This window comes from Paraburkholderia madseniana (genome assembly GCF_009690905.1).
Taxonomy (GTDB): Bacteria; Pseudomonadota; Gammaproteobacteria; order Burkholderiales; family Burkholderiaceae; genus Paraburkholderia; species Paraburkholderia madseniana.
The window spans coordinates 77,527-95,786 of record NZ_VOSW01000007.1; the positions used below are offsets into that span (position 1 = coordinate 77,527).

Here is an 18,260-nt window from a genome sequence, read left to right on the forward strand (position 1 = left end):
TGGCCTTTGAGCACACTGATCGTCCTACTGCCGCCGCGTGATCCGGCGGTGCCATCGCAGGAATGGCAACTGCCGGAGTTGCCGTTCGTGCTGCTCGACAAGTCGGGCCGCACCCAACGCGCGGGCCGCTCGGCGCTCGCGCTGCTGCCGCGCGCTACGTCGACGGTGCTGATGGTCGCCGCCCGCGACCTGCTGATGATGCCCGCCAAGCTGCCGCCCTTGCGCGGTCCAAGGTTGCGTCAGGCGTTGCCGAATGTCGTCGAGGATCAACTGATCCAGGACCCGCAAACCTGTCACATCGCCGTCGATCCGCAACCGGTCGCGGGCGGCCGGCAGTTGCTCGCGATCATCGATCGCGGCTGGTTCCGCTTCATCTGCGAAGCCTTTGCCGCCGCCGGTCATCGGAGCGTGCGCGCCGTGCCGGTCACGCGCTGTCTGCCGCAAGCCGTCGCGCTCGATACGCCAGCCGAAGTCGCGGAAATGGTCAACGCAGGCGAGCCGGTCATGGCGGGCTCGGCGAGCGTGGCGCCGGTGATGCCGCCTGGCGTCGCGTCGGTCGTGCCGATGGTGGCGGCCGTGCTCGGCGCCGTCGCCCAGACCGCGCCCGCATTGCTGCTCGGGAGTGCGGTCGAAAGCGCGCCGGTCAGTGGTACGCCGCGCGTCGAGCTGGCTATCGCGCGCGGCGTGCAAGGCGAAGGGCTGGCGGTGCCGGCTAACGCCGTGAACGCGACGCTCAGCGCGCTCGCCGGCGCGGCGCCAATTTCGCTGTACATGCTGACGGAAGTGCCCGGCAACGAGCCGAGTCTCGCAGCAGCCAGCCCGGCGAAGCTCGCGGCTCATATCCATGGGGCCAGCCCGCTGCCGTTCGAGCAACTCGCCCGCCGCGCGCTGGAGTGCCGCTTCGACCTGTGTCAGTTCGAGTTCGCCTCGCAGCCGTGGCGGCTTGACCGCGCGACGCTGCGGCGTCTGCGCCTGCCGGTCGCGCTGGCGGTCGGCGCGCTGGTGATCGCGATCGCCGGCGCGAACGTGCAGTGGTTGATGCTCGCGCGTCAGCGCGACGCGATCAACACGCAGATGACCGAGCTGCTTCTCAACGCCTTCCCCAAGACGACGGTCGTGCTCGATGCGCCGGATCAGATGTCGCGCCAGTTGCAACAGTTGCGGGTGGCGGCGGGTGAGTTGTCGCCGGACGATTTTCTATCGCTCGCCGATGGCCTCGCGCGTTCGTTGGCGCCGGTGCCGGTCAACGGTATCGCCGCGCTCGACTATCACGACCGGCGGCTCGATGTGACCTTCAAGCCCGAGGTGAAACTCGATCCCGATTTCGCCAAACGTCTCGCGCGCAACGGCCTGACCGGCGCGATCGACAGCAATACCGGCAAGTGGACCATCAGGAACGGACAATGAAAGCTGAACTCGCCCAAAGCTGGGCTGGATTCTGGGACCAGCGCACCGAACGCGAAAAAACGCTGCTGGCATGGGGCGGCGGGGTGCTGGCCGTGGTGATCGCGTGGTCGGTGCTGTGGGCGCCGGCGCAGGATGGCCGCGCGCATCTGCGTGAATCGCTGCCAACCTTGCAGCGTCAGTTGGCGCAGATGACTGCGCAGGCGAACGAAGCGCGCCAGCTCTCCGCTGCGGCTCAAGGTGTCGCGCCGACCGGCGCGGCGCTGAAGGACGCGCTCACCGCCTCGCTCGGCGATCACGGCCTTGCCGCGACCCAGGTGCAGGTGATCGGCAACATGGTGCAGATCCAGATGAAGAACGTGGCGTTCCCCGCGTGGACGAGCTGGGTCGACGATGCGCGCAAGCAGTTCAAGGTGCAGGTCGCCGAGGCGCACGTGACCGCGCTCAAGGAAGACGGCCAGGTGGATCTGACGGCGTCGATGCAGCCATCTACCGCGAAATGACCGCGCCGTTACAGGATTTCGCATGACTTACTGGATGCGGCGCCTGCGCGTCGCGCTACCCTGGCTGGCGGTCGCGGTGCTGGCGAACGCAGTCGTGATGCTCACGTTGTTGCCGGCCGCCTGGATTACGCCGCAGTTCGCCAGACAAACCCATGGCCACGTCAATCTCGTCAATCCGTCCGGTTCGCTGTGGCACGGCTCGGCCACGCTGATGCTCGCCGCCGGTTCCGACATGAGCGCGGCGACCCTGCTGCCGGGGCGGATCGAATGGCGCACGGCGTTCTGGCCGCTCTTCACCGGCCGTGTGCGGATGACCATGCGGCACAGCGAAGCGATGCCCGACCCGATCACCGTCGATGCGACCCTGCGCAGCGCGACCATTACGCCGGGTGCGATGGCGGTGCCGGCTTCGCTGCTGAGCGGCCTCGGCGCGCCGTTCAATACGCTCGATCTGCAAGGTGACGTGCGCCTCGCATGGTCCGATTGGCGCAGCTTCAATCAGGAAGCGTTCGGCCAGTTGACCGTGACCCTGAACGATGTCAGTTCGCGCGTCTCGCTGGTCAAGCCACTGGGTTCTTACCGGCTGTTGTTCCAGGCGCAGGGTGCGTCGTCCACGCTGGATCTGACGACCCTGAAGGGGCCACTGATGCTGACTGGCAATGGCACGGTGTCAGCCGCCTCGACATCGTTTCGAGGGACGGCCAGCGCCGCCCCGGAAGCGCGCGACAACCTCGCGGGACTGCTGAATCTGTTGGGCCGGCCAAGCGGACCGGATACGGTCGCGTTGACGTTCGCGCACTGAGGCGCCGGTTGCAAGAAAAAGAGGCATGGCTGCATTGCGCGGCTATGCCTCTTTTGCTTTGACTTTACGAGTCCCTTGCCTAGTTGCTCTGCGCCGATTGCGGCGCGGCTCCGCTTTGTGCCACCGGCGTCGCCGACGCTGCCGGCTGCGGCGCGGGCGCCGCCATATCGCCCGTTTCGCGGTTCATTTGCGACGCGTCCCAGCCACCGCCGAGCGCCTTCACCAGACCCACCGACGACACCATCCGCTGCCCGGCGATGTTCTCCAGCTTCTGCTCAGCGAGGAAGGCCGTGGTCTGCGCGGTCAGCACGTTGACGTAGCCGACCGTACCCGCCTTGTATTCGTTCGTGACGATGGCCAGCGCCTGACGCGCTGAATCCACCGCTTGCTGCTGCACGACGATTTCCTGTTCGAGGATGCGCTGCGAGGCGAGATTGTCCTCGACGTCCTGGAACGCGGCCAGAATCGTTTGACGGTACGCCGCGACGTTCTGGTCGTAGGCAGCGCGTGCGGCTTCGGTCTTTGCCTCACGCAGGCCGGCGTCGAAGATCGTGGCGGCGAGTTGCGGGCCGAGCGTCCAGAAGCGAGACGGCGCGGTCAGCAATTGCGAGAACACCGAACTCTGGAAGCCACCCGTGGCCGACAGCGTCAGCGTCGGGAAGAACGCGGCGATCGCGACACCGATCTGTTCGTTCGCCGCCGCCGCCTTGCGCTCAGCCGATGCGATATCCGGGCGCCGCTCGAGTAGCGCCGACGGCATCTGCTCGGGCACGGCGGGCGGCGTGGCGGTGAGCGGCATCGGCGGAATCGAGAAGGTCGAGGCCGGTTCGCCGACGAGTACGGCGATCGCGTGCTCGTCCTGCGCGCGCTGCACACCGTTGTCGATCGCGGCCGCCTGGGCCGATTGCAACTGCGTTTGCGCCTGGATCACGTCCGAGCGCGCGGCGACGCCGGCCGCGTACTGGTTCTGCGTGAGTTGCAGTGACTGCTGATAGGCCGCGACGGTGTCGTCGAGCAGCTTCTGGGTGGAGTCGAGCGAGCGCAGCGAGAAATAGGTTTGAGCGAGCGTGGCCTGGGCGGACAGCCGCGCATTCGCCAGATCGGCGGCGGCGCCCTGCTGACCGGCTTTCTGCGAATTGACCGAACGCGTGACCGAGCCCCACAGGTCCGGCTCCCAGCTTGCGTCGAGTTGCGCGTTGAAGCTGTTGCTGACGCTGGAGCGGGTTGAGTTGCCACTGGACGACGAACCGTTGCCTGAGCGCGTGGCGCCTGCCGATGCACCGATGGTCGGGAAATATGCCGCGCGTGCTTCGCCCACCAGCGCACGTGCCTGGCGATAGGCGGCTGCAAATTGGGCGACGGTCTGGTTCGACGCGTTCAGTTGGTCTTCGAGCGCGTTGAGTTGCGGGTCCTGGTAGATAGTCCACCAGTCGCCGCGGTCGTGCTGATCGGCCGGCTGGGCGACCTTCCAGCCGGGCGCGGCTTCCTTGTAGGACGCGGGGATCTCGGCCGCGGGCCGCTTGTAGTCGGGGCCGACCACGCAACCGGCCAGCACGGTGGCGAGGGCCGCGGCTACCGCGATAGTCAGGGCGCGGGGCGCAAGCGTCCGCGCGCGCGAGATTCGTTCAAACTGCATGCAATGGATTCCTTCTGGACGCCGCAGTGCGGCCGATGGCGGCACCGCCGACCGGGCGAGATCATGGCTCTGCCGGGATGTTAGCGTATGGGACCGCTGGGGCGCGGGAAACTGAAAGGGTAATGCGGGGGGAGGCGGAGGTGTGTTACTTAGCGTGTCGGGATGGTTACGTGCTGTTACCGGCCTGGTTGCCTTTGGCGACGAAAAAGCGCCGCGCAGGCAACAAAGGCCGGTTCCACGACTAGAGAGTCAAACTCGCGAATCCGCTGACGCAGGCTGCCGGGCCAGCTTGCCAGCCGCAGCCCGGCACGGCGCGCCTGAGCGTGCCGGGCAAGGGCCAACCGGGCTTGCAGCAGCAGCGGTCGCGACGACACTCCCCGCCGCAATGACGGACCCCACCGGTTCCACCGGGACGACTTGGGTCCCCTTCTGCCCTCGCCGATGCTCCACCCACGCCAACATCGCGACTCCCACTGATCCACCGGGCAGGACGAACAGCACGGTGAACAACGCCAGCTTCCACCAGCGATGCGGACCTTGAAAGCTGCTCAGCGCGGAATCGGTCAGGGAGCGGCTCAAGCCGCCAAGGGTGTTTTTGAGGTACAGCATCGGGGAAATCCTTTTGGCACGGCGCCATTGCGGCGCGCAGACAATCGGTCAGAACATGGTCTCGGGTGGCGCGGGTCGCGCGTAACTCGTTGCCTATAATAATATTGACTATGCAATTAAATTTCAAGATACTTTGCTTCGCGCGCAGTCGCGGTGTTGTTTTTTGCGCCGTTCGCACGACGCGAAATGAAATTTGACTTGTCTGCTTAGGCAGCTAGAATCCGTTCTGTTTGACGATGTTCCCGGATACACGATGCCCGACGGCCCTTACAACGCGGACGAGATTCACCTCGAATCGAGTCTCGGCTATTACCTGACGAAAGCGCGAAACGTGCTTGTCGAGCGGATGGACCGTGCGGTCAAACCGTTAGGACTGACCGCCCAGCAAATCGGCGTGATTCTGGTGTTATCCGCGCAACGCGCGAGCACGCCGTTCGAGTTGTCGCGCGTCATGTCATACGACAGCGGATCCATGACGCGTCTGCTCGATCGCCTTGAAAAGAAAGGCTTTATCGTGCGTACGCGCAGCGACGCCGACCGCCGGATGGTCAAGCTGGAACTGACGCCGCAGGGCCACGAAGCGGCGCGGCAATTGCCCAGTCTGGGAGCCGCCGTGCTGAACGAGCAGTTGCGCGGATTTTCCGCCGCCGACCACGCCACTCTGCTCGACCTGCTCGGCCGTTTCATTGCGAACGGGATCGATGAGGGAACCAGCGCGTGTTGCGGCCTCGGACCATCGCAGGACTCGCTGGAAGACTCACCCGAAGAACCTCCGCCAGGTCACGGCGGGCAGTAACCAAGAGGCGCTTTTGAAAGCGTCATCGTTTGAAAATGTCTGTCTGGGCAGAGGGTGATCCGGCATGTAAGCGCGCCACTTGAAGGGTGCGATAAAGCTGCCGCGACAAGCTTTCCCGGCTGAGGAGAAACACACATGGCTGCCACGGCTCCCGCCGAAGCCCTACCCGCTGCCGAACCCACTCCGCTCAAAGGCGGGGTGCTGGCGTTGCTTACCGTCGGTCTCGCGCTCGGCACGTTCATGGAAGTGCTCGACACCTCGATCGCGAACGTCGCCGTGCCGACCATTTCCGGCAGCCTCGGCGTGGCGACCAGTCAGGGCACCTGGGTCATCTCGTCGTATTCCGTGGCCTCGGCGATCGCGGTGCCGTTGACCGGGTGGCTGGCGCGGCGCGTCGGCGAGGTGCGGTTGTTCACGCTGTCCGTTCTGCTTTTCACGATCGCCTCGGCGCTGTGCGGCTTCGCGCACAACTTCGAGTCGCTGATCGCGTTCCGGCTCCTGCAAGGGCTCGTCTCAGGGCCGATGGTCCCGCTTTCGCAGACGATTCTGATGCGCTCGTACCCACCGGAAAAGCGCGGGCTCGCGCTCGGCCTTTGGGCGATGACCGTGATTTGCGCGCCGATTTTCGGGCCCGTGATGGGCGGCTATATCACCGACAACTACACGTGGCCGTGGATCTTCTACATCAATGTGCCGATCGGATTGTTCTCGGCGGTGTGCGCGTTCCTGCTGCTGCGTGGCCGCGAAACCAAGGTCACCAAACAGCGCATCGATGCGGTCGGCCTCACGTTGCTCGTGATCGGCGTGTCGTGCCTGCAGATGGTGCTCGACCTCGGTAAGGATCGCGACTGGTTCAACTCGACGTTTATCATCACGCTGGCCATTATCGCGGTGGTGTCGATTGCGTTCCTGCTGGTGTGGGAGATGACGGACAAGGAACCCGTTGTCGATCTTTCGCTGTTCAAGGATCGTAACTTCGCGCTCGGCGTGGTGATCATTTCGTTCGGGTTTATGGCGTTCTTCGGGTCAGTGGTGATTTTCCCGCTCTGGCTGCAGACAGTGATGGGGTATACCGCCGGGCTTGCCGGTTTGGCGACGGCGCCGGTCGGTATTCTTGCGCTGTTTTTGTCGCCGATGATCGGCAAGAATATGCATCGGCTGAATCTGCGGGTGGTGGCGAGTTTTGCGTTCATCGTGTTTGCGTTCGTGTCGTTCTGGAATTCGACTTTTACGCTCGATGTGCCATTCAATCATGTGATCTGGCCGCGGTTGGTGCAGGGTATTGGCGTTGCCTGTTTCTTTGTGCCGATGACTACTATTACGCTGTCCAGCGTGTCGGATGAGCGGCTTGCTAGTGCTTCCGGGTTGTCGAACTTTTTTCGGACTTTGTCTGGGGCGATTGGGACGGCTATTAGTACGACGTACTGGGAGAATGACACCATCTATCATCATGCGATGTTGACTGATTCTGTGAACGTTTATGCGGCTAATACGAATGCCTATACCAACGCGTTGGGGAGTCTCGGGCTTTCTGGTGATAGCCTCACCGCTCAGTTGAATCAGGTTGTTACTGCGCAGGCTTATATGATGGCCACTAATGACTTTTTTCGTATTTCTTGTGCGGCGTTTCTTGTACTGGCCGTGCTTGTTTGGGTTACTAAGCCCAGGAAGGGGGTTGGGCCTTCTACGGGGCACTGAGGGTTTTTTTTGCCTTCGGCGGTGGTGGTTTTTTTGTTGGGTTGTTGGTGTGGTTGAGCTCTGTGTTTGTGCTCCTGGGGCGTTGGCCTTTCCTTGAATTGTTAGTGGTCTATTAGCGTTGCCTGTGCGGGGCGGCACCTACTTTTCTTTGCCGGCTGCAAAGAAAAGTAGGCAAAAGAAAGCAGCTCAAACCGCTAATGCTAAGCGGGGCCCGTGGTCTGCTGCGGGTAGTGGTGCATCTGGAATCTGTGTTCGTGCACCGGCATACGCCAGTGACAAGGGCGTCATTCTTCCGGCGGCGCTGCGCGCGCCGAAGAGTACTTCTTAAAACCACTCGTCATGCTTTTGCGTTGTCGGGTGGTAGCGTCTGATTTCTTGTGTGCAAAGCCAATCGGATTGTTCTACACGCGTTGTCTGGTGCAGCGATCCTCGTAGAGGATCGCGAACTGGTTCGTTGCTGACTGCGTTGCCGCTTTTTCCTCTCCTACTGCGTTATCGCTTCCCCACTCGTTCCCGGGACCGATTGTCCCTGCAATGCATCGGGGTGCATCGCCGTTGGTGCTGGTTGCGATGGTTTTGTGTCGCTCTGCGGCGCGCCCGGCGTGTTGCCTCGTACGTATTGCTTGAAGTCGGCGCCCGCCTCCCATGGGTTTGGTTTGCAACCCATTGAGCCGTCGCAATGCGCTGCGAAACCTATCGTTGCTGTGCCGTCCGGGTTTGGGGTCCGCGTGATCTGGTACGCCAGCGCGCGCTTGCCGCCGTCCGGGCCCGATGTCTGGATCAACGTGTCAGTCGAAGACTCGATCTTGTACGTCGAATGGCCCGCTACCCACGTCTGCGCTCGCTGCCACCAGATATCGCACTCGGCCTTGCTCGAACACGTCAACGGCGTCGTCGCGATCTGCATCACGTCCGGGTTCACCTGACCCTGCGTCGAACACCCCGCCGCCACTATGCACACTACGGCCAACAGACCTTTTTTCATCGCCTTGAAGCCTCCCGCTCTGGAGCGTGTCGTCTAAGTTGGACCGCATCCTCGGCACGGTGTTTCATGTCCATTTGCGAATGGCTAAACGAACGGTGATTTTGCCGATACAGTTGGGCCGACGGCGGCGCTTTGCGTAGACGTTACCTGTGCCCAATAAAAAGCGGCCCGCCAAGGCCGCTTCGTGCTTCACAAATGAAAATGCCGCTCAGCGTTAACTGAACGGCATTAGTCCCCAGGCTGCTTTTTCCGGCGCGCTGCCTACGTTCGTCGTCGTTTAGACGCTAAACCGGTTCAACGTGTACGCCCTGTAGGCCGCGACGAATGCGTCGAATGAACCCACCTCTTCTCGCTCAAGCTTGGCCTGCTCTGCAAGCGATTGCGTAGCGAGGTCGGCGAATTCTTTCGTCTGCGCGGCATCCAGCGGGCGCGCGCGGAAATAGGCGGCGTGCGCTTCGCTTTGCTCGAGGCCAAAGGTGAGGAAGCTCTGCTGCTTGTCGCGCATCGTCTGTAATACGCGTGCAGACGGTGTCAGCGAGACATCCGCCAGTTTTGCCCGTTGAACCGCCACGGCGCGTGCGTGTGAGTCGCCGCCATGCAGCGCGTCGAGTGTTGCCGCGGCTGCGTCGATCTTGACCAGTAGTTCGTTCGCCCAATCTGTCATCGCGATCGGGTTGCCGTCGCGCGTCAGTTCGAGGCCCGGTTTGCGGCCTTCCATCGTCACGCGGCCGAAGTTCTGATTGGCCTCCGCGTACGCGTCCGGCGGCAGCGGTGCGCTGTCGTCGAGCGCGCAGACCAGCAGGTAGGCGTCCAGAAAACGCGACGTCTCCAGTGAAATGCCGGTCGGCTCGAAGGGATCGATGTCCATGCAGCGCACTTCGACGTATTGCACGCCGCGGGCAGCCAGTGCATGCAGCGGACGCTCGCCGGGATACGTGACGCGCTTCGGACGGATCGTCGAATAAAACTCGTTTTCGATCTGCAGCACGTTCGTGTTGATCTGCACCCACTCGCCGTCGCGCTGCGTGCCGATCGCTTCATACGCGGGATACGGCTGGCTCACGGCCTTCGCGAGTGCGTCGAGGTAGCCCGGCAAGGTGTCGTAGTCGGCGTGCAGCGCCGCTTGCGCCGTGGTGTTCGAGTAGCCGAGGTCGCTCATGCGCAAGCTGGTCGCGTACGGGCGATACAGCGTGTCGGCGTCGAAGGTTTCGAGCGTGTGCTGGCGATCGCGCAGGAATCGGCGATCCAGTGCCGGCGATGCGCCGAACAGGTACATCAACAGCCAGTTGGTGCGGCGGAAATTGCGGATCAGCGCGAGGTAACGGTCGGACTGGAAATCGACGGCGTTTGCCGTGGATTGCTGGTCGGCATGCAACGCCCGCCACACTTCTTCGTTCAGCGAATAGTTGTAGTGGATGCCCGCAATGCACTGCATCGTGCGGCCGTAACGGAGCGCGAGGCCAATGCGGTACACGTACTTCAGTTTGCCGATATTCGACGTGCCGTAATGCGCGATCGGAATGCCTTCGTCCGTTTCAGGCAGCAGGCCCGGCATCGAGTTGTTCCACAAGATCTCGTCGCCGAGTTCAGCGTAGACAAAACGATGCAGCGTATCGAGTTTCTCGAGCGTGATCGCGACGTCGTGTTCAGCCGGCGTAATCAGTTCAAGCAGTGCTTCGGAATAGTCGGTGGTGAGCGACGGATGCGTGAGCGCCGAGCCGAGCGCGCGCGAATGCGGCGTCATGGCGAGCTTGCCGTCGTGCGTTACGCGCAAGCTTTCCCTTTCGATGCCGCGCAGGCCGCGTATCAGCGCGTCGCGCTGTGGGCCTGTGGTCAGCACGGACAGGCGGTGCGAGAACGCGTCGTTCGTGCGGGAAGGTGTCGTGTTTGGCATTGATGCGAGTCGGGCGTTGTCGGCCGCCATGTGCCGCTTCACTGCTTAGGTGCAGCACTGCGCGGTTGACAACGTTCGGCGGAATTTTCGGGTAGCGGGCACTTTAACATCTCGCCACGACGGCTGCTTGAGGCCGCTTCGGACGGCCTTCCGACGACACAACCTGGCCTGATTTCAGCACGGTTCAGCACAAAAGGGGCTGCCCTGCGCCTTACGCTACCCTTCACGCGCCCGACGCGCGATTCGCGTGGCGTCGTCCGAGTGCTGCCGCCGAGCTAGCCGCCTGCCCACGGTCCGTCGGTTCCGTGCGGCCCTCCTCCCGGACCGCCACACGATCTCAGCCGCCGCGCGCTGCGCCGGCCCGATCCGCCACCTCGTTCCACAGGTGCATCGCCGCGTACGCGCGCCACGGCCGCCATGTGTCGGTGCGGGTGCGTTGCTGCGTGGGCCGCACGAGCGCCGGATCGCGCGCGCAGATCGACTGCATCAGCACGAGGTCCCAAGCAGGCCAGGCGTCGGCATCACGCCATGCACGCATCGCCACATACTCGACTGTCCATGGCCCGATGCCAGGCAATGCGAGCAAGGCTGCGCGCAGGCTGTTGGCATCGGCGACGTTGCTGTCGAGCGGCACGTCGCCCGAAGCGACCGCCTGCGCAAACCCTTGCAACGCCGCTACGCGTTTACCCGGCATGCCGATCTTTTCCAGATCCACCGCCGCGAGCGCGGCGGGCGTCGGAAAGCGCCACGCGGTGTTCTCATGCGGATGACCGTCGATGCGTTCGCCGGCACGCTGCACCAATCGTCCGATGATGGTGGTCGCCGCCTTCACGCTGACCTGCTGCCCGACGATCGCGCGCACCACCAGCTCGAAGCCCGACCACGCGCCCGGTACGCGCAATCCCGGCACGGCTTCGATCAACGGCGCGAGCCATGGGTCGGCGGCCAGTTCAGTGCCGATTTTCTTCGGGTCGGCGTGCAGGTCGAACATCCTCGCGATCGGCGCGGCGAGCGCGTCGGCGTGACGGCTCGCAGGACCGTCGATGTTCGCAACGATGCAGCGCTTGCGCGGATGCAGGCGCACGGTCAGCGTGCCACTGTCGCCGGCCCAATCGATCGCGCGGCGATAGGCGCCGTCTTCGACGGCTTCGACGCCAGGCGTCGCGCGTCCGCCGAAAAAGCGGAGCAGGCGCGGCCAGTCGAAGGGTGGTTTGAAGGGCAGTTCGAGTGTTGCGACGTCGTCAAGCGTACTCACGCGGCATGGTCCAGGTTGGTGGTGGTTGCGATGGCCACGTGCTCGCGGCGATCGGCTTCGTCGCGCGAAACGTCGCCTGCGTGCTGGGCTTCGTTGTCGAGCAGTGCGGCCTTTCGCGGCAGGCCCCAGCGGTATCCCGCCAGCGCCCCGCCCTTCTGCAGGACCCGGTGACATGGAATCGCCAGCGCGACCGGATTCGTCGCGCACGCGCTTGCCACAGCGCGCACGGCCCGCGGTGAGCCGACCGCTTCCGCGATCTGCGAATAGCTGCGCGTCTCACCGTAGGGAATGCGCCGCAGCGCATCCCATACACGTTGCCGGAACGCGGTGGCGGCGATATCCAGCGGCAGATCGAAGTCCTGGCGGGTGCCGCGCAGATAGGCGTCGATCTGGGCGATGAACGGTGCGAGCCGCGTTGCGTCTTCGACCAGTCCGGCGTTAGCGAACTCACCGCGCAGATCGTCGACGAGTATTGCGGCATCGTCGCCGAAACCGATTTTGCAGATGCCTTTGTCGGTTGCTGCGATCAGCACGAAGCCGAGCGAGGTCGGCGCGCTGGCGTAGCGCACAGTAAGCCCGGCGCCTTTGCGGCGAAACGCGGATGGCGCCATGCCCAATTCGGCTGAAGCGCTGTCGTACATCCGCGATGGCGAGCCGAAGCCGGCGTCGAGCGTAGCGCGCGTCACGTCCGACCCGCTCTGCAGCGCATCGCGCAACGCGGCGCCGCGTTGCGCGGCCTGATACTGACGCGGCGAGACGCCGACCACGCGCTTGAACAGACGCTGCAAATGGAACGGGCTGACGTGCACCGCGTCGCTTAGCTGCGCGAGCGTGAGGCGCTGCTGCGGATCGGCATCCAGCGCAGCGCAGGCGCGATTGACGATCTCCAGCTCGCGCGGCAGGCCGCCGGGCTGGCAACGCTTGCAATCGCGATAGCCCGCGGCGCGCGCGGCGTTTGCGTCGGCGAAGAACGCGACGTTTTCACGACGCGGCTGGCGTGACGCGCACGACGGGCGGCAGAACACGCCCGTCGTTTTGACGGCGTAGAAGAACGCGCCGTCGGCCTGCGGCTCGCGGCGGACGACGGCTTCCCAACGCTCGGCGTCTGTGGCCCAGCGCGGCGTGCTGACGGCGGCTTCGTTGCTGGTCTCGGTAAGATCGGTGCGGTTCATGATGGTCCCGGAAAGGCGGTGTCGATGCTCACCAATGTAGGCCGCATGCCGAAACACTACGCCCCGGTTCTTGCTCTGTCATTGCGCTTCCTCGTAGGGCCGGAAGCCCCGCCGGTCGCCCGTTTCGCCTCAAACTGCGACAATTTGGCCCAATATCGGGTTTTCCCTTAAAAAGTTATTGCGTCGCATCAACCCCATGTGTATATTAGTACCTGTCTCCTCCATGTCTCCTCCTGATATGGATTCAGCCCGCTCCACATAGAGCGGGCTTTTTTTCGTCTGAACATTTCTGATCTGCCCCTCGTGACGAGTTCATCGCCCGCTCTCGCGGCGCCGTCCTTTCTCCTACACTGGTGGCTGTTCATCCGTTCTGCGAGCAAGCCTTGGGGGCGTTCGATATGAAAATCCACATTCGCGAGATCGATCACATCGTCATTCGGGCGTCGAACGTTCCGCAGATGACGCGCTTTTACTGCGAGGTGCTCGGTTGCAGCATCGAGAAGGAGCAGCCCGATCTGGGGCTGATGCAGTTGCGCGCGGGGCGCTCGCTGATCGACCTGCTAAAGGTCGGCGCCAAGCTCGATCACCCCGAAAACGGCGTGCCGGGCGCGGGGCGGAATATGGACCACGTGTGTTTGCGGGTTGAGCCGTTCGACGCCGAGGCGCTCAAGGCGCATCTGGCCGAACACGGCGCGCGGCCCGGCGAGGCGGCTTTGCGCTATGGCGCGGATGGGTTTGGGCAATCCCTGTATCTGTTCGACCCGGAAGGCAATATGGTCGAGCTCAAAGGGCCGCCCGAAGCGTCGCGTGTTACGTCGCTGTAACGGGCGCTGCCAAGGCCTTTACCAGGCTACCAGGCTACCAGGCGTCGGCGGGCGCCTTCAACACCGTCCACTCGATCTTCACCGCATCGGCTTCAGCGCTACCGAGCCATGCTTCGCCGTCCTGCACGGTGCATTGCAGACGCATGGTCCGTTCGGCCAGCGAGCCGAGCGCGGCGGCGACGTCTTCGCCGAGCGTCCATACCGTCACATTGCGCATGCGTTCGACCTTGCTGCGCACGCCTTGCCACCAGATGTCCGACGTGCGGCCGCCATAGGCGATCACGATCACCTCGTTCGAGCGGCCGCTGGCCTTGGCAATGCGCCGTTCGTCCGGCTGGCCGACTTCGATCCAGGTTTCGATCGCGCCGGTGAGGTCCTTCTGCCACAGGTCCGGTTCGTCGACATCGGACAAACCTTTGCAGAATTCGAGGCGTTCCTGCGCGAACAACGCGAACGCGGCGACGCGGACCATCATCCGTTCGTCGGTTTCCGAGGGATGGCGGGCGATCGTCAGGGAATGGTCGGCGTAATAGTGCCGGTCCATGTTGGCGATCTGGAGTTCCGCCTTGTAAATCGTCGATTTGAGAGCCATGCCGTTACTAAACCAGGCGCTCGCTCCACCGGAGCGAACAGAAAAAGAATCGTCGACGGCGCGTTGCCGTGTTCCGTGTTTGTTGTACATCGCGTGTTCCTCCCGAGCCGAAAAAGCCGGCTACTGTTGCGACTATCGCAACGGGAGAAGCATTTATCGCGCCACTGTCGGCTCGAAAGCGGTGCCATACACCCCGGCAGCGGCTTCCCGTAAGGCTTCCAGCACGACGGAGGCCGCTGGCGAAAGCAGATGCGACTGGCGCGTGATGATACCGAATGTATCCATTCTGCACGGTAAATCGATCGGTACCTGCTTGAGAACACCATACTGTTGGTACTGACGCGCCACTTCGTCAGGTAAAACCGCCAACATGTCGCTTTGAAGTAATAAGCTCGAAATCGCCAAAAAATTGTTGGTATTGACGACGTTTTGGGGCGGATTCAGTCCGATCTGCGAAAACATCAGATCAAAGCGATGGCGCAAAACGCTGCCCGGCGGGTGCAAAACCCAGCTCGCGTTGACGATTCCGCGCAGTGTCAAACTTGTTTCATTTTCGAGAGGATGGCCGGGACGCGCCACCACGCACAGCGGCTCGTCGGCGAGCGGTTCGTAGCGGACTTCCGTCTTGAACTGGTTCTGCCGCTCCAGTACCCGGCCGACCATGATGTCCAGCTCGCCTTCGGCGAGCTTCGGCAGCATCACGTCCGACGTTTCCACCTCCACCCAGATTTGCAACTGCGGATAGCGTTCCTTCACGCTGGCGATGGCGCGCGGCACCATCGTCGCAGCGGCCGCGGCGATCACGCCGATCCGCACCTGGCCGGCCAGACCGGCGCGCAGTGCCGAGATTTCATCGTGCGCGTGGCTGAGATTCGAGAGCACCATGCGCGCGTGACGGATCATCACTTCGCCATACAGGGTGGCGTGCATGCCGTGCGGCGTGCGGTCGAACAGACTCACCTCCAGCATGTCCTCCAGCTCTTTCAGGAGCCGCGACGCGGCAGGCTGGGTCATGCCGAGCACGTCGGCAGCGCGCCGGACGTTGCCCTCCTCTTCCATTGCTGCGAGCAGCAGCAACTGTCGCGTCTTGAGCCGCGCCCGCACGAACCAGTTCGAGTAGCTACGCGTCATGGCCTGTCTCCCTATGCAGCTCGATGCCGTCTGTCGGACGATTTGCCGTCGTTGAGTCTCCATCATGCCATATCGAAATTGATATCGGGATGGCCGAAAAAGGGATTGGAAAGTTATTGGGGCGGCTCATACCATTCGTGGACTTTCTGAGCTTCCCCATGTGGCGCCCTCCCGTCGATGAATCGCGATCCGCTCGTCCCGCTCGTTGCCAGTCCGTTCCGCCATTACATCAATGGCGGATGGGAGACGGGCGCGACCACCGGCGTGTCGCTCAATCCGTCGGATCTGGATGAACCGGTCGGCGACTACGTCCGGGCCGATGCAAGGCAAACCGATACGGCCATCGAAGCGGCCAGCGCGGCGTTCCGCGAATGGTCCCTGGGTTCGGCGCAGCGCCGCGCGAATGCGCTCGATGCGATCGGCAGCGAGATGCTGGCACGGCGTGACGAACTCGGCCGGCTGCTCGCGCGCGAGGTCGGCAAGCCGATGCCGGAGGCCTTGACCGAAGCCACGCGCGCCGGCCAGATTTTCAAGTTCTTCGCCGCCGAGGCACTCCGCGCGTTTGCCGAACCCGTGGCGGCGGCGCGCGCCGGCGTCGAGATCGATGTGACGCGCGAACCGCTCGGCGTCATCGGCATCATTGCGCCTTGGAGCGCGCCGCTGGCGATTGCCGCCGCCAAGATCGGCGCTGCCCTCGCCCACGGCAATTGCGTGGTCTTCAAACCGGCCGAATCGGCAGCGGGTTGTGCGGCGGCGCTGGCATCCATTGTCAGTCGCGCAGGTTTGCCGGCCGGCGTATTCAACCTTGTGATGGGCAGCGGCCGGCAAGTCGGCGCTCGGATCGCCGCGCATCCGTTGGTGGCGGCGATCAGTTTCACTGGGTCGGCAGAAACCGGCACACGTGTCCTGCAGGTTGCGGCTGCAAGGCAAGCACGCGTGCAACTGGAAATGGGCGGCAAGAATCCCTTCGTGGTGTTGGCTGATGCCGACCTCGACAGCGCCGTCGATGCAGCCCTCAGCGGCGCCTATGGTTCCACCGGCCAATGCAGTACGGCTGCGTCGAGGTTGATCGTCGAACGTGCGGTGTTCGAGCCGTTCGCCGACGCATTGCGGGCGAAGCTCGCGAGACTCAACGTCGATCACGCACTGAAGCACGGTACGGATATTGGCCCGGTCGCCAACGCCGCGCAGCTGGAGCGCAATCTCGACTACGTGCGCGTTGGTCAGGAGGAAGGCGCGCAACTGCTGCACGGCGGGCGTCAGTTGGAGCGCGCGACACGCGGCTACTTTTTCGAACCGGCTTTGTTTATCGGCGAACCCGAACATCGCATCGCACGCGACGAGATCTTCGGTCCACTCGCTGTCGTGTTGAAAGCCGACGACTACGACCACGCGCTGCATCTCGCGAACGACACCGCTTACGGTCTATGCGCCGGCATCTGCACGCGCTCCTTGAGCCGCGCGCGGCATTTCCGCCGCCACGCGCAATGCGGCCTCGTCACGATCAATCTGCCGACGACCACCATCGAGCATCACGCGGCTGGTGGCGGTCGCAAGGCATCGGCCTACGGCGCAACCGATGCAGCGTTCTGGACGGCCGTGAAAACGGCCTACGTTGCGGGTTGATGGCCATGGGACTCGCTTACCACGTCACATCTCCCACGGCTCATTCCGCTGCCCCTAGCAGCGCCGTAGCCGCCGTGTATCTCGCAGTTCACTCGGCCGCGAATCTCATCGCTCAGCATGCCGCGTGTTGCACGGTGCACGCTGCCGCGATTCGAACGGCTTACCCCATCGCCCATCCACGCCCCGGCTGACGCCGCCGTGCATTCCCTGCTGCAAATAAACGAAACCAATGCAGCTTTTCAACCTCAGGAGACAAGTATGACCAGCAAGCTTCGCCGTTTGACGCTATCCGCGATCGCCGCAGCGGCTCTCGCCGCGCCCTTTGCCGCACAATTCTCCGCACGCGCCGATCAGCCACTGAAAGTCGGCTTCCTCGTGAAGATGCCGGAACAGGCGTGGTTCATCAACGAACAGAAAGCCGCCAGCGCGCTCGGCCAGAAGGACGGCTTCGCGGTGGTCAACATCGGCACGCCGGATGGCGAGAAAGTGCTGGCCGCGATTGATAACCTCGGCGCGCAAGGCGCCAAAGGTTTCGTGATCTGCGCGCCCGACGTGCGGCTCGGACCGGCGATCCAGGCGCGTGCGAAGCGTTACAACATGAAGTTCGTCACCGTTGACGATCAACTGGTCGACTCCACCGGCAAGCCGCTGCCGAACGTGCCGCATCTGGGCATGTCCGCGTTCAAGATCGGCAATCAGGTCGGCACGGCAATCTCTGAAGAGATGAAGCGCCGCGGCTGGAAGCCGGAAGAAGTCGGCGCGCTGCGCATCACGAACTACGAACTGCCGACCGCCAAACTGCGCACCGACGGCGCAACGGAATCGCTGTTGGCCGGCGGCTTCAAGAAGGAAAACATCTTCGACGCGCCGCAAAAGACGACCGATGACGAAGGCGGTTTCAACGCATCGTCGCCGGGGCTTGCGCAGCATCCGAACATCAAGAAGTGGGTGATCTTCGCGTTGAACGAGGAAAGCGTGCTGGGTGGCGTTCGCGCGACCGAACAACTGCACATTCCGGCGGCGGACGTGATCGGCGTCGGCATCAACGGTGCGGGCGAAGCGTTTGCCGAGTTCCAGAAGAAGGAACCGACGGGCTTCTACGGCACGATCGCAGTGAGCTCGACGATGCACGGCAAGGAGAGCACGGAGAACCTCGTCGAGTGGATCAAGGACGGCAAGCAGCCGCCCGCCGACACGCAAACCACCGGCAAGCTGATGGTGCGCGGCAACTGGCAGGACGTGCGTAAAGAGCTCGGAATTTAAGCGGTATTCGAGTCTGCACACTGCGGGCCTTTTCACGTTCACGCTGACGTCAACGCGAGATCGGCCCGCA

Annotated in this window: 16 protein-coding genes; 8 read left to right on the forward strand and 8 right to left on the reverse strand. The window is 63.5% G+C overall.

The window, feature by feature from the left end:
- Positions 1–6 precede the first annotated feature (6 nt).
- From gspL to FSO04_RS05710, 3 genes are read left to right on the forward strand one after another with little or no spacing between them, the layout of a single operon-like run.
- Positions 7–1,407: a type II secretion system protein GspL gene (gene gspL, locus FSO04_RS05700; RefSeq protein WP_154558756.1), complete on the forward strand. Its 1,401-nt coding sequence runs from the start codon at positions 7–9 to the stop codon at positions 1,405–1,407.
- Positions 1,404–1,907: a type II secretion system protein M gene (locus FSO04_RS05705; protein WP_054042756.1), complete on the forward strand. Its 504-nt coding sequence runs from the start codon at positions 1,404–1,406 to the stop codon at positions 1,905–1,907. Before gspL ends, FSO04_RS05705 begins: the two co-directional genes overlap by 4 nt.
- A 22-nt stretch (positions 1,908–1,929) precedes the next feature.
- Positions 1,930–2,709 carry a type II secretion system protein N gene (locus FSO04_RS05710; protein ID WP_154558757.1) on the forward strand — a complete coding sequence of 260 codons (780 nt, stop codon included), beginning with the start codon at positions 1,930–1,932 and terminating at the stop codon, positions 2,707–2,709.
- 79 nt (positions 2,710–2,788) lie between these two features.
- Here the strand turns inward: FSO04_RS05710 and FSO04_RS05715 are convergent, their stop codons facing one another.
- Entirely contained in the window at positions 2,789–4,345 is a 1,557-nt protein-coding gene (locus FSO04_RS05715; protein WP_154558758.1) for an efflux transporter outer membrane subunit, read from the reverse strand.
- Between the two features lie 249 nt (positions 4,346–4,594).
- On the reverse strand, positions 4,595–4,954 hold the full coding sequence (locus FSO04_RS05720; RefSeq protein ID WP_154558759.1) for a hypothetical protein: 360 nt from the start codon (positions 4,952–4,954) through the stop codon (positions 4,595–4,597).
- Between the two features lie 253 nt (positions 4,955–5,207).
- On the opposite strand from FSO04_RS05720, the gene FSO04_RS05725 reads away from it, so the two are divergent.
- Entirely contained in the window at positions 5,208–5,750 is a 543-nt protein-coding gene (locus FSO04_RS05725; protein ID WP_154558760.1) for a MarR family winged helix-turn-helix transcriptional regulator, read from the forward strand.
- 135 nt (positions 5,751–5,885) lie between these two features.
- Positions 5,886–7,448: a DHA2 family efflux MFS transporter permease subunit gene (locus FSO04_RS05730; RefSeq protein WP_154558761.1), complete on the forward strand. Its 1,563-nt coding sequence runs from the start codon at positions 5,886–5,888 to the stop codon at positions 7,446–7,448.
- A gap of 484 nt (positions 7,449–7,932) precedes the next feature.
- On the opposite strand, the gene FSO04_RS05735 is transcribed toward FSO04_RS05730, so the two are convergent.
- The 4 genes from FSO04_RS05735 to ada all read right to left on the reverse strand — a co-directional run bounded on the left by FSO04_RS05735 (position 7,933) and on the right by ada (position 12,754).
- On the reverse strand, positions 7,933–8,433 hold the full coding sequence (locus FSO04_RS05735; protein ID WP_154558762.1) for a hypothetical protein: 501 nt from the start codon (positions 8,431–8,433) through the stop codon (positions 7,933–7,935).
- 277 nt (positions 8,434–8,710) lie between these two features.
- A complete protein-coding gene (gene gshA / locus FSO04_RS05740) occupies positions 8,711–10,327 on the reverse strand; it encodes a glutamate--cysteine ligase (protein ID WP_154558763.1) in 1,617 nt (538 codons plus the stop codon).
- A 337-nt stretch (positions 10,328–10,664) separates the two neighbouring features.
- Positions 10,665–11,582, reverse strand: a complete 918-nt coding sequence (locus FSO04_RS05745) for a DNA-3-methyladenine glycosylase family protein (RefSeq protein WP_168435574.1) — start codon at positions 11,580–11,582, stop codon at positions 10,665–10,667.
- Positions 11,579–12,754 carry a bifunctional DNA-binding transcriptional regulator/O6-methylguanine-DNA methyltransferase Ada gene (gene ada, locus FSO04_RS05750; RefSeq protein WP_154558764.1) on the reverse strand — a complete coding sequence of 392 codons (1,176 nt, stop codon included), beginning with the start codon at positions 12,752–12,754 and terminating at the stop codon, positions 11,579–11,581. The genes FSO04_RS05745 and ada overlap by 4 nt, the downstream gene beginning before the upstream one ends.
- A gap of 398 nt (positions 12,755–13,152) precedes the next feature.
- Between ada and FSO04_RS05755 the strand changes: the two genes are divergently transcribed.
- Complete coding sequence (locus tag FSO04_RS05755) at positions 13,153–13,578, forward strand: VOC family protein (protein ID WP_154558765.1); 426 nt, start codon at positions 13,153–13,155, stop codon at positions 13,576–13,578.
- A 34-nt stretch (positions 13,579–13,612) separates the two neighbouring features.
- On the opposite strand, the gene FSO04_RS05760 is transcribed toward FSO04_RS05755, so the two are convergent.
- Together FSO04_RS05760 and FSO04_RS05765 are read right to left on the reverse strand one after the other, a co-directional pair.
- Complete coding sequence (locus FSO04_RS05760; RefSeq protein WP_154558807.1) at positions 13,613–14,170, reverse strand: YaeQ family protein; 558 nt, start codon at positions 14,168–14,170, stop codon at positions 13,613–13,615.
- Positions 14,171–14,323: 153 nt separating this feature from the next.
- Complete coding sequence (locus tag FSO04_RS05765; RefSeq protein WP_154558766.1) at positions 14,324–15,301, reverse strand: LysR family transcriptional regulator; 978 nt, start codon at positions 15,299–15,301, stop codon at positions 14,324–14,326.
- Positions 15,302–15,478: 177 nt separating this feature from the next.
- Between FSO04_RS05765 and FSO04_RS05770 the strand changes: the two genes are divergently transcribed.
- Together FSO04_RS05770 and FSO04_RS05775 are read left to right on the forward strand one after the other, a co-directional pair.
- Positions 15,479–16,927, forward strand: coding sequence for an aldehyde dehydrogenase family protein (locus FSO04_RS05770; protein WP_154558767.1), 1,449 nt, complete (start codon positions 15,479–15,481; stop codon positions 16,925–16,927).
- 258 nt (positions 16,928–17,185) lie between these two features.
- On the forward strand, positions 17,186–18,190 hold the full coding sequence (locus FSO04_RS05775; protein WP_154558768.1) for an arabinose ABC transporter substrate-binding protein: 1,005 nt from the start codon (positions 17,186–17,188) through the stop codon (positions 18,188–18,190).
- Positions 18,191–18,260 lie beyond the last annotated feature (70 nt).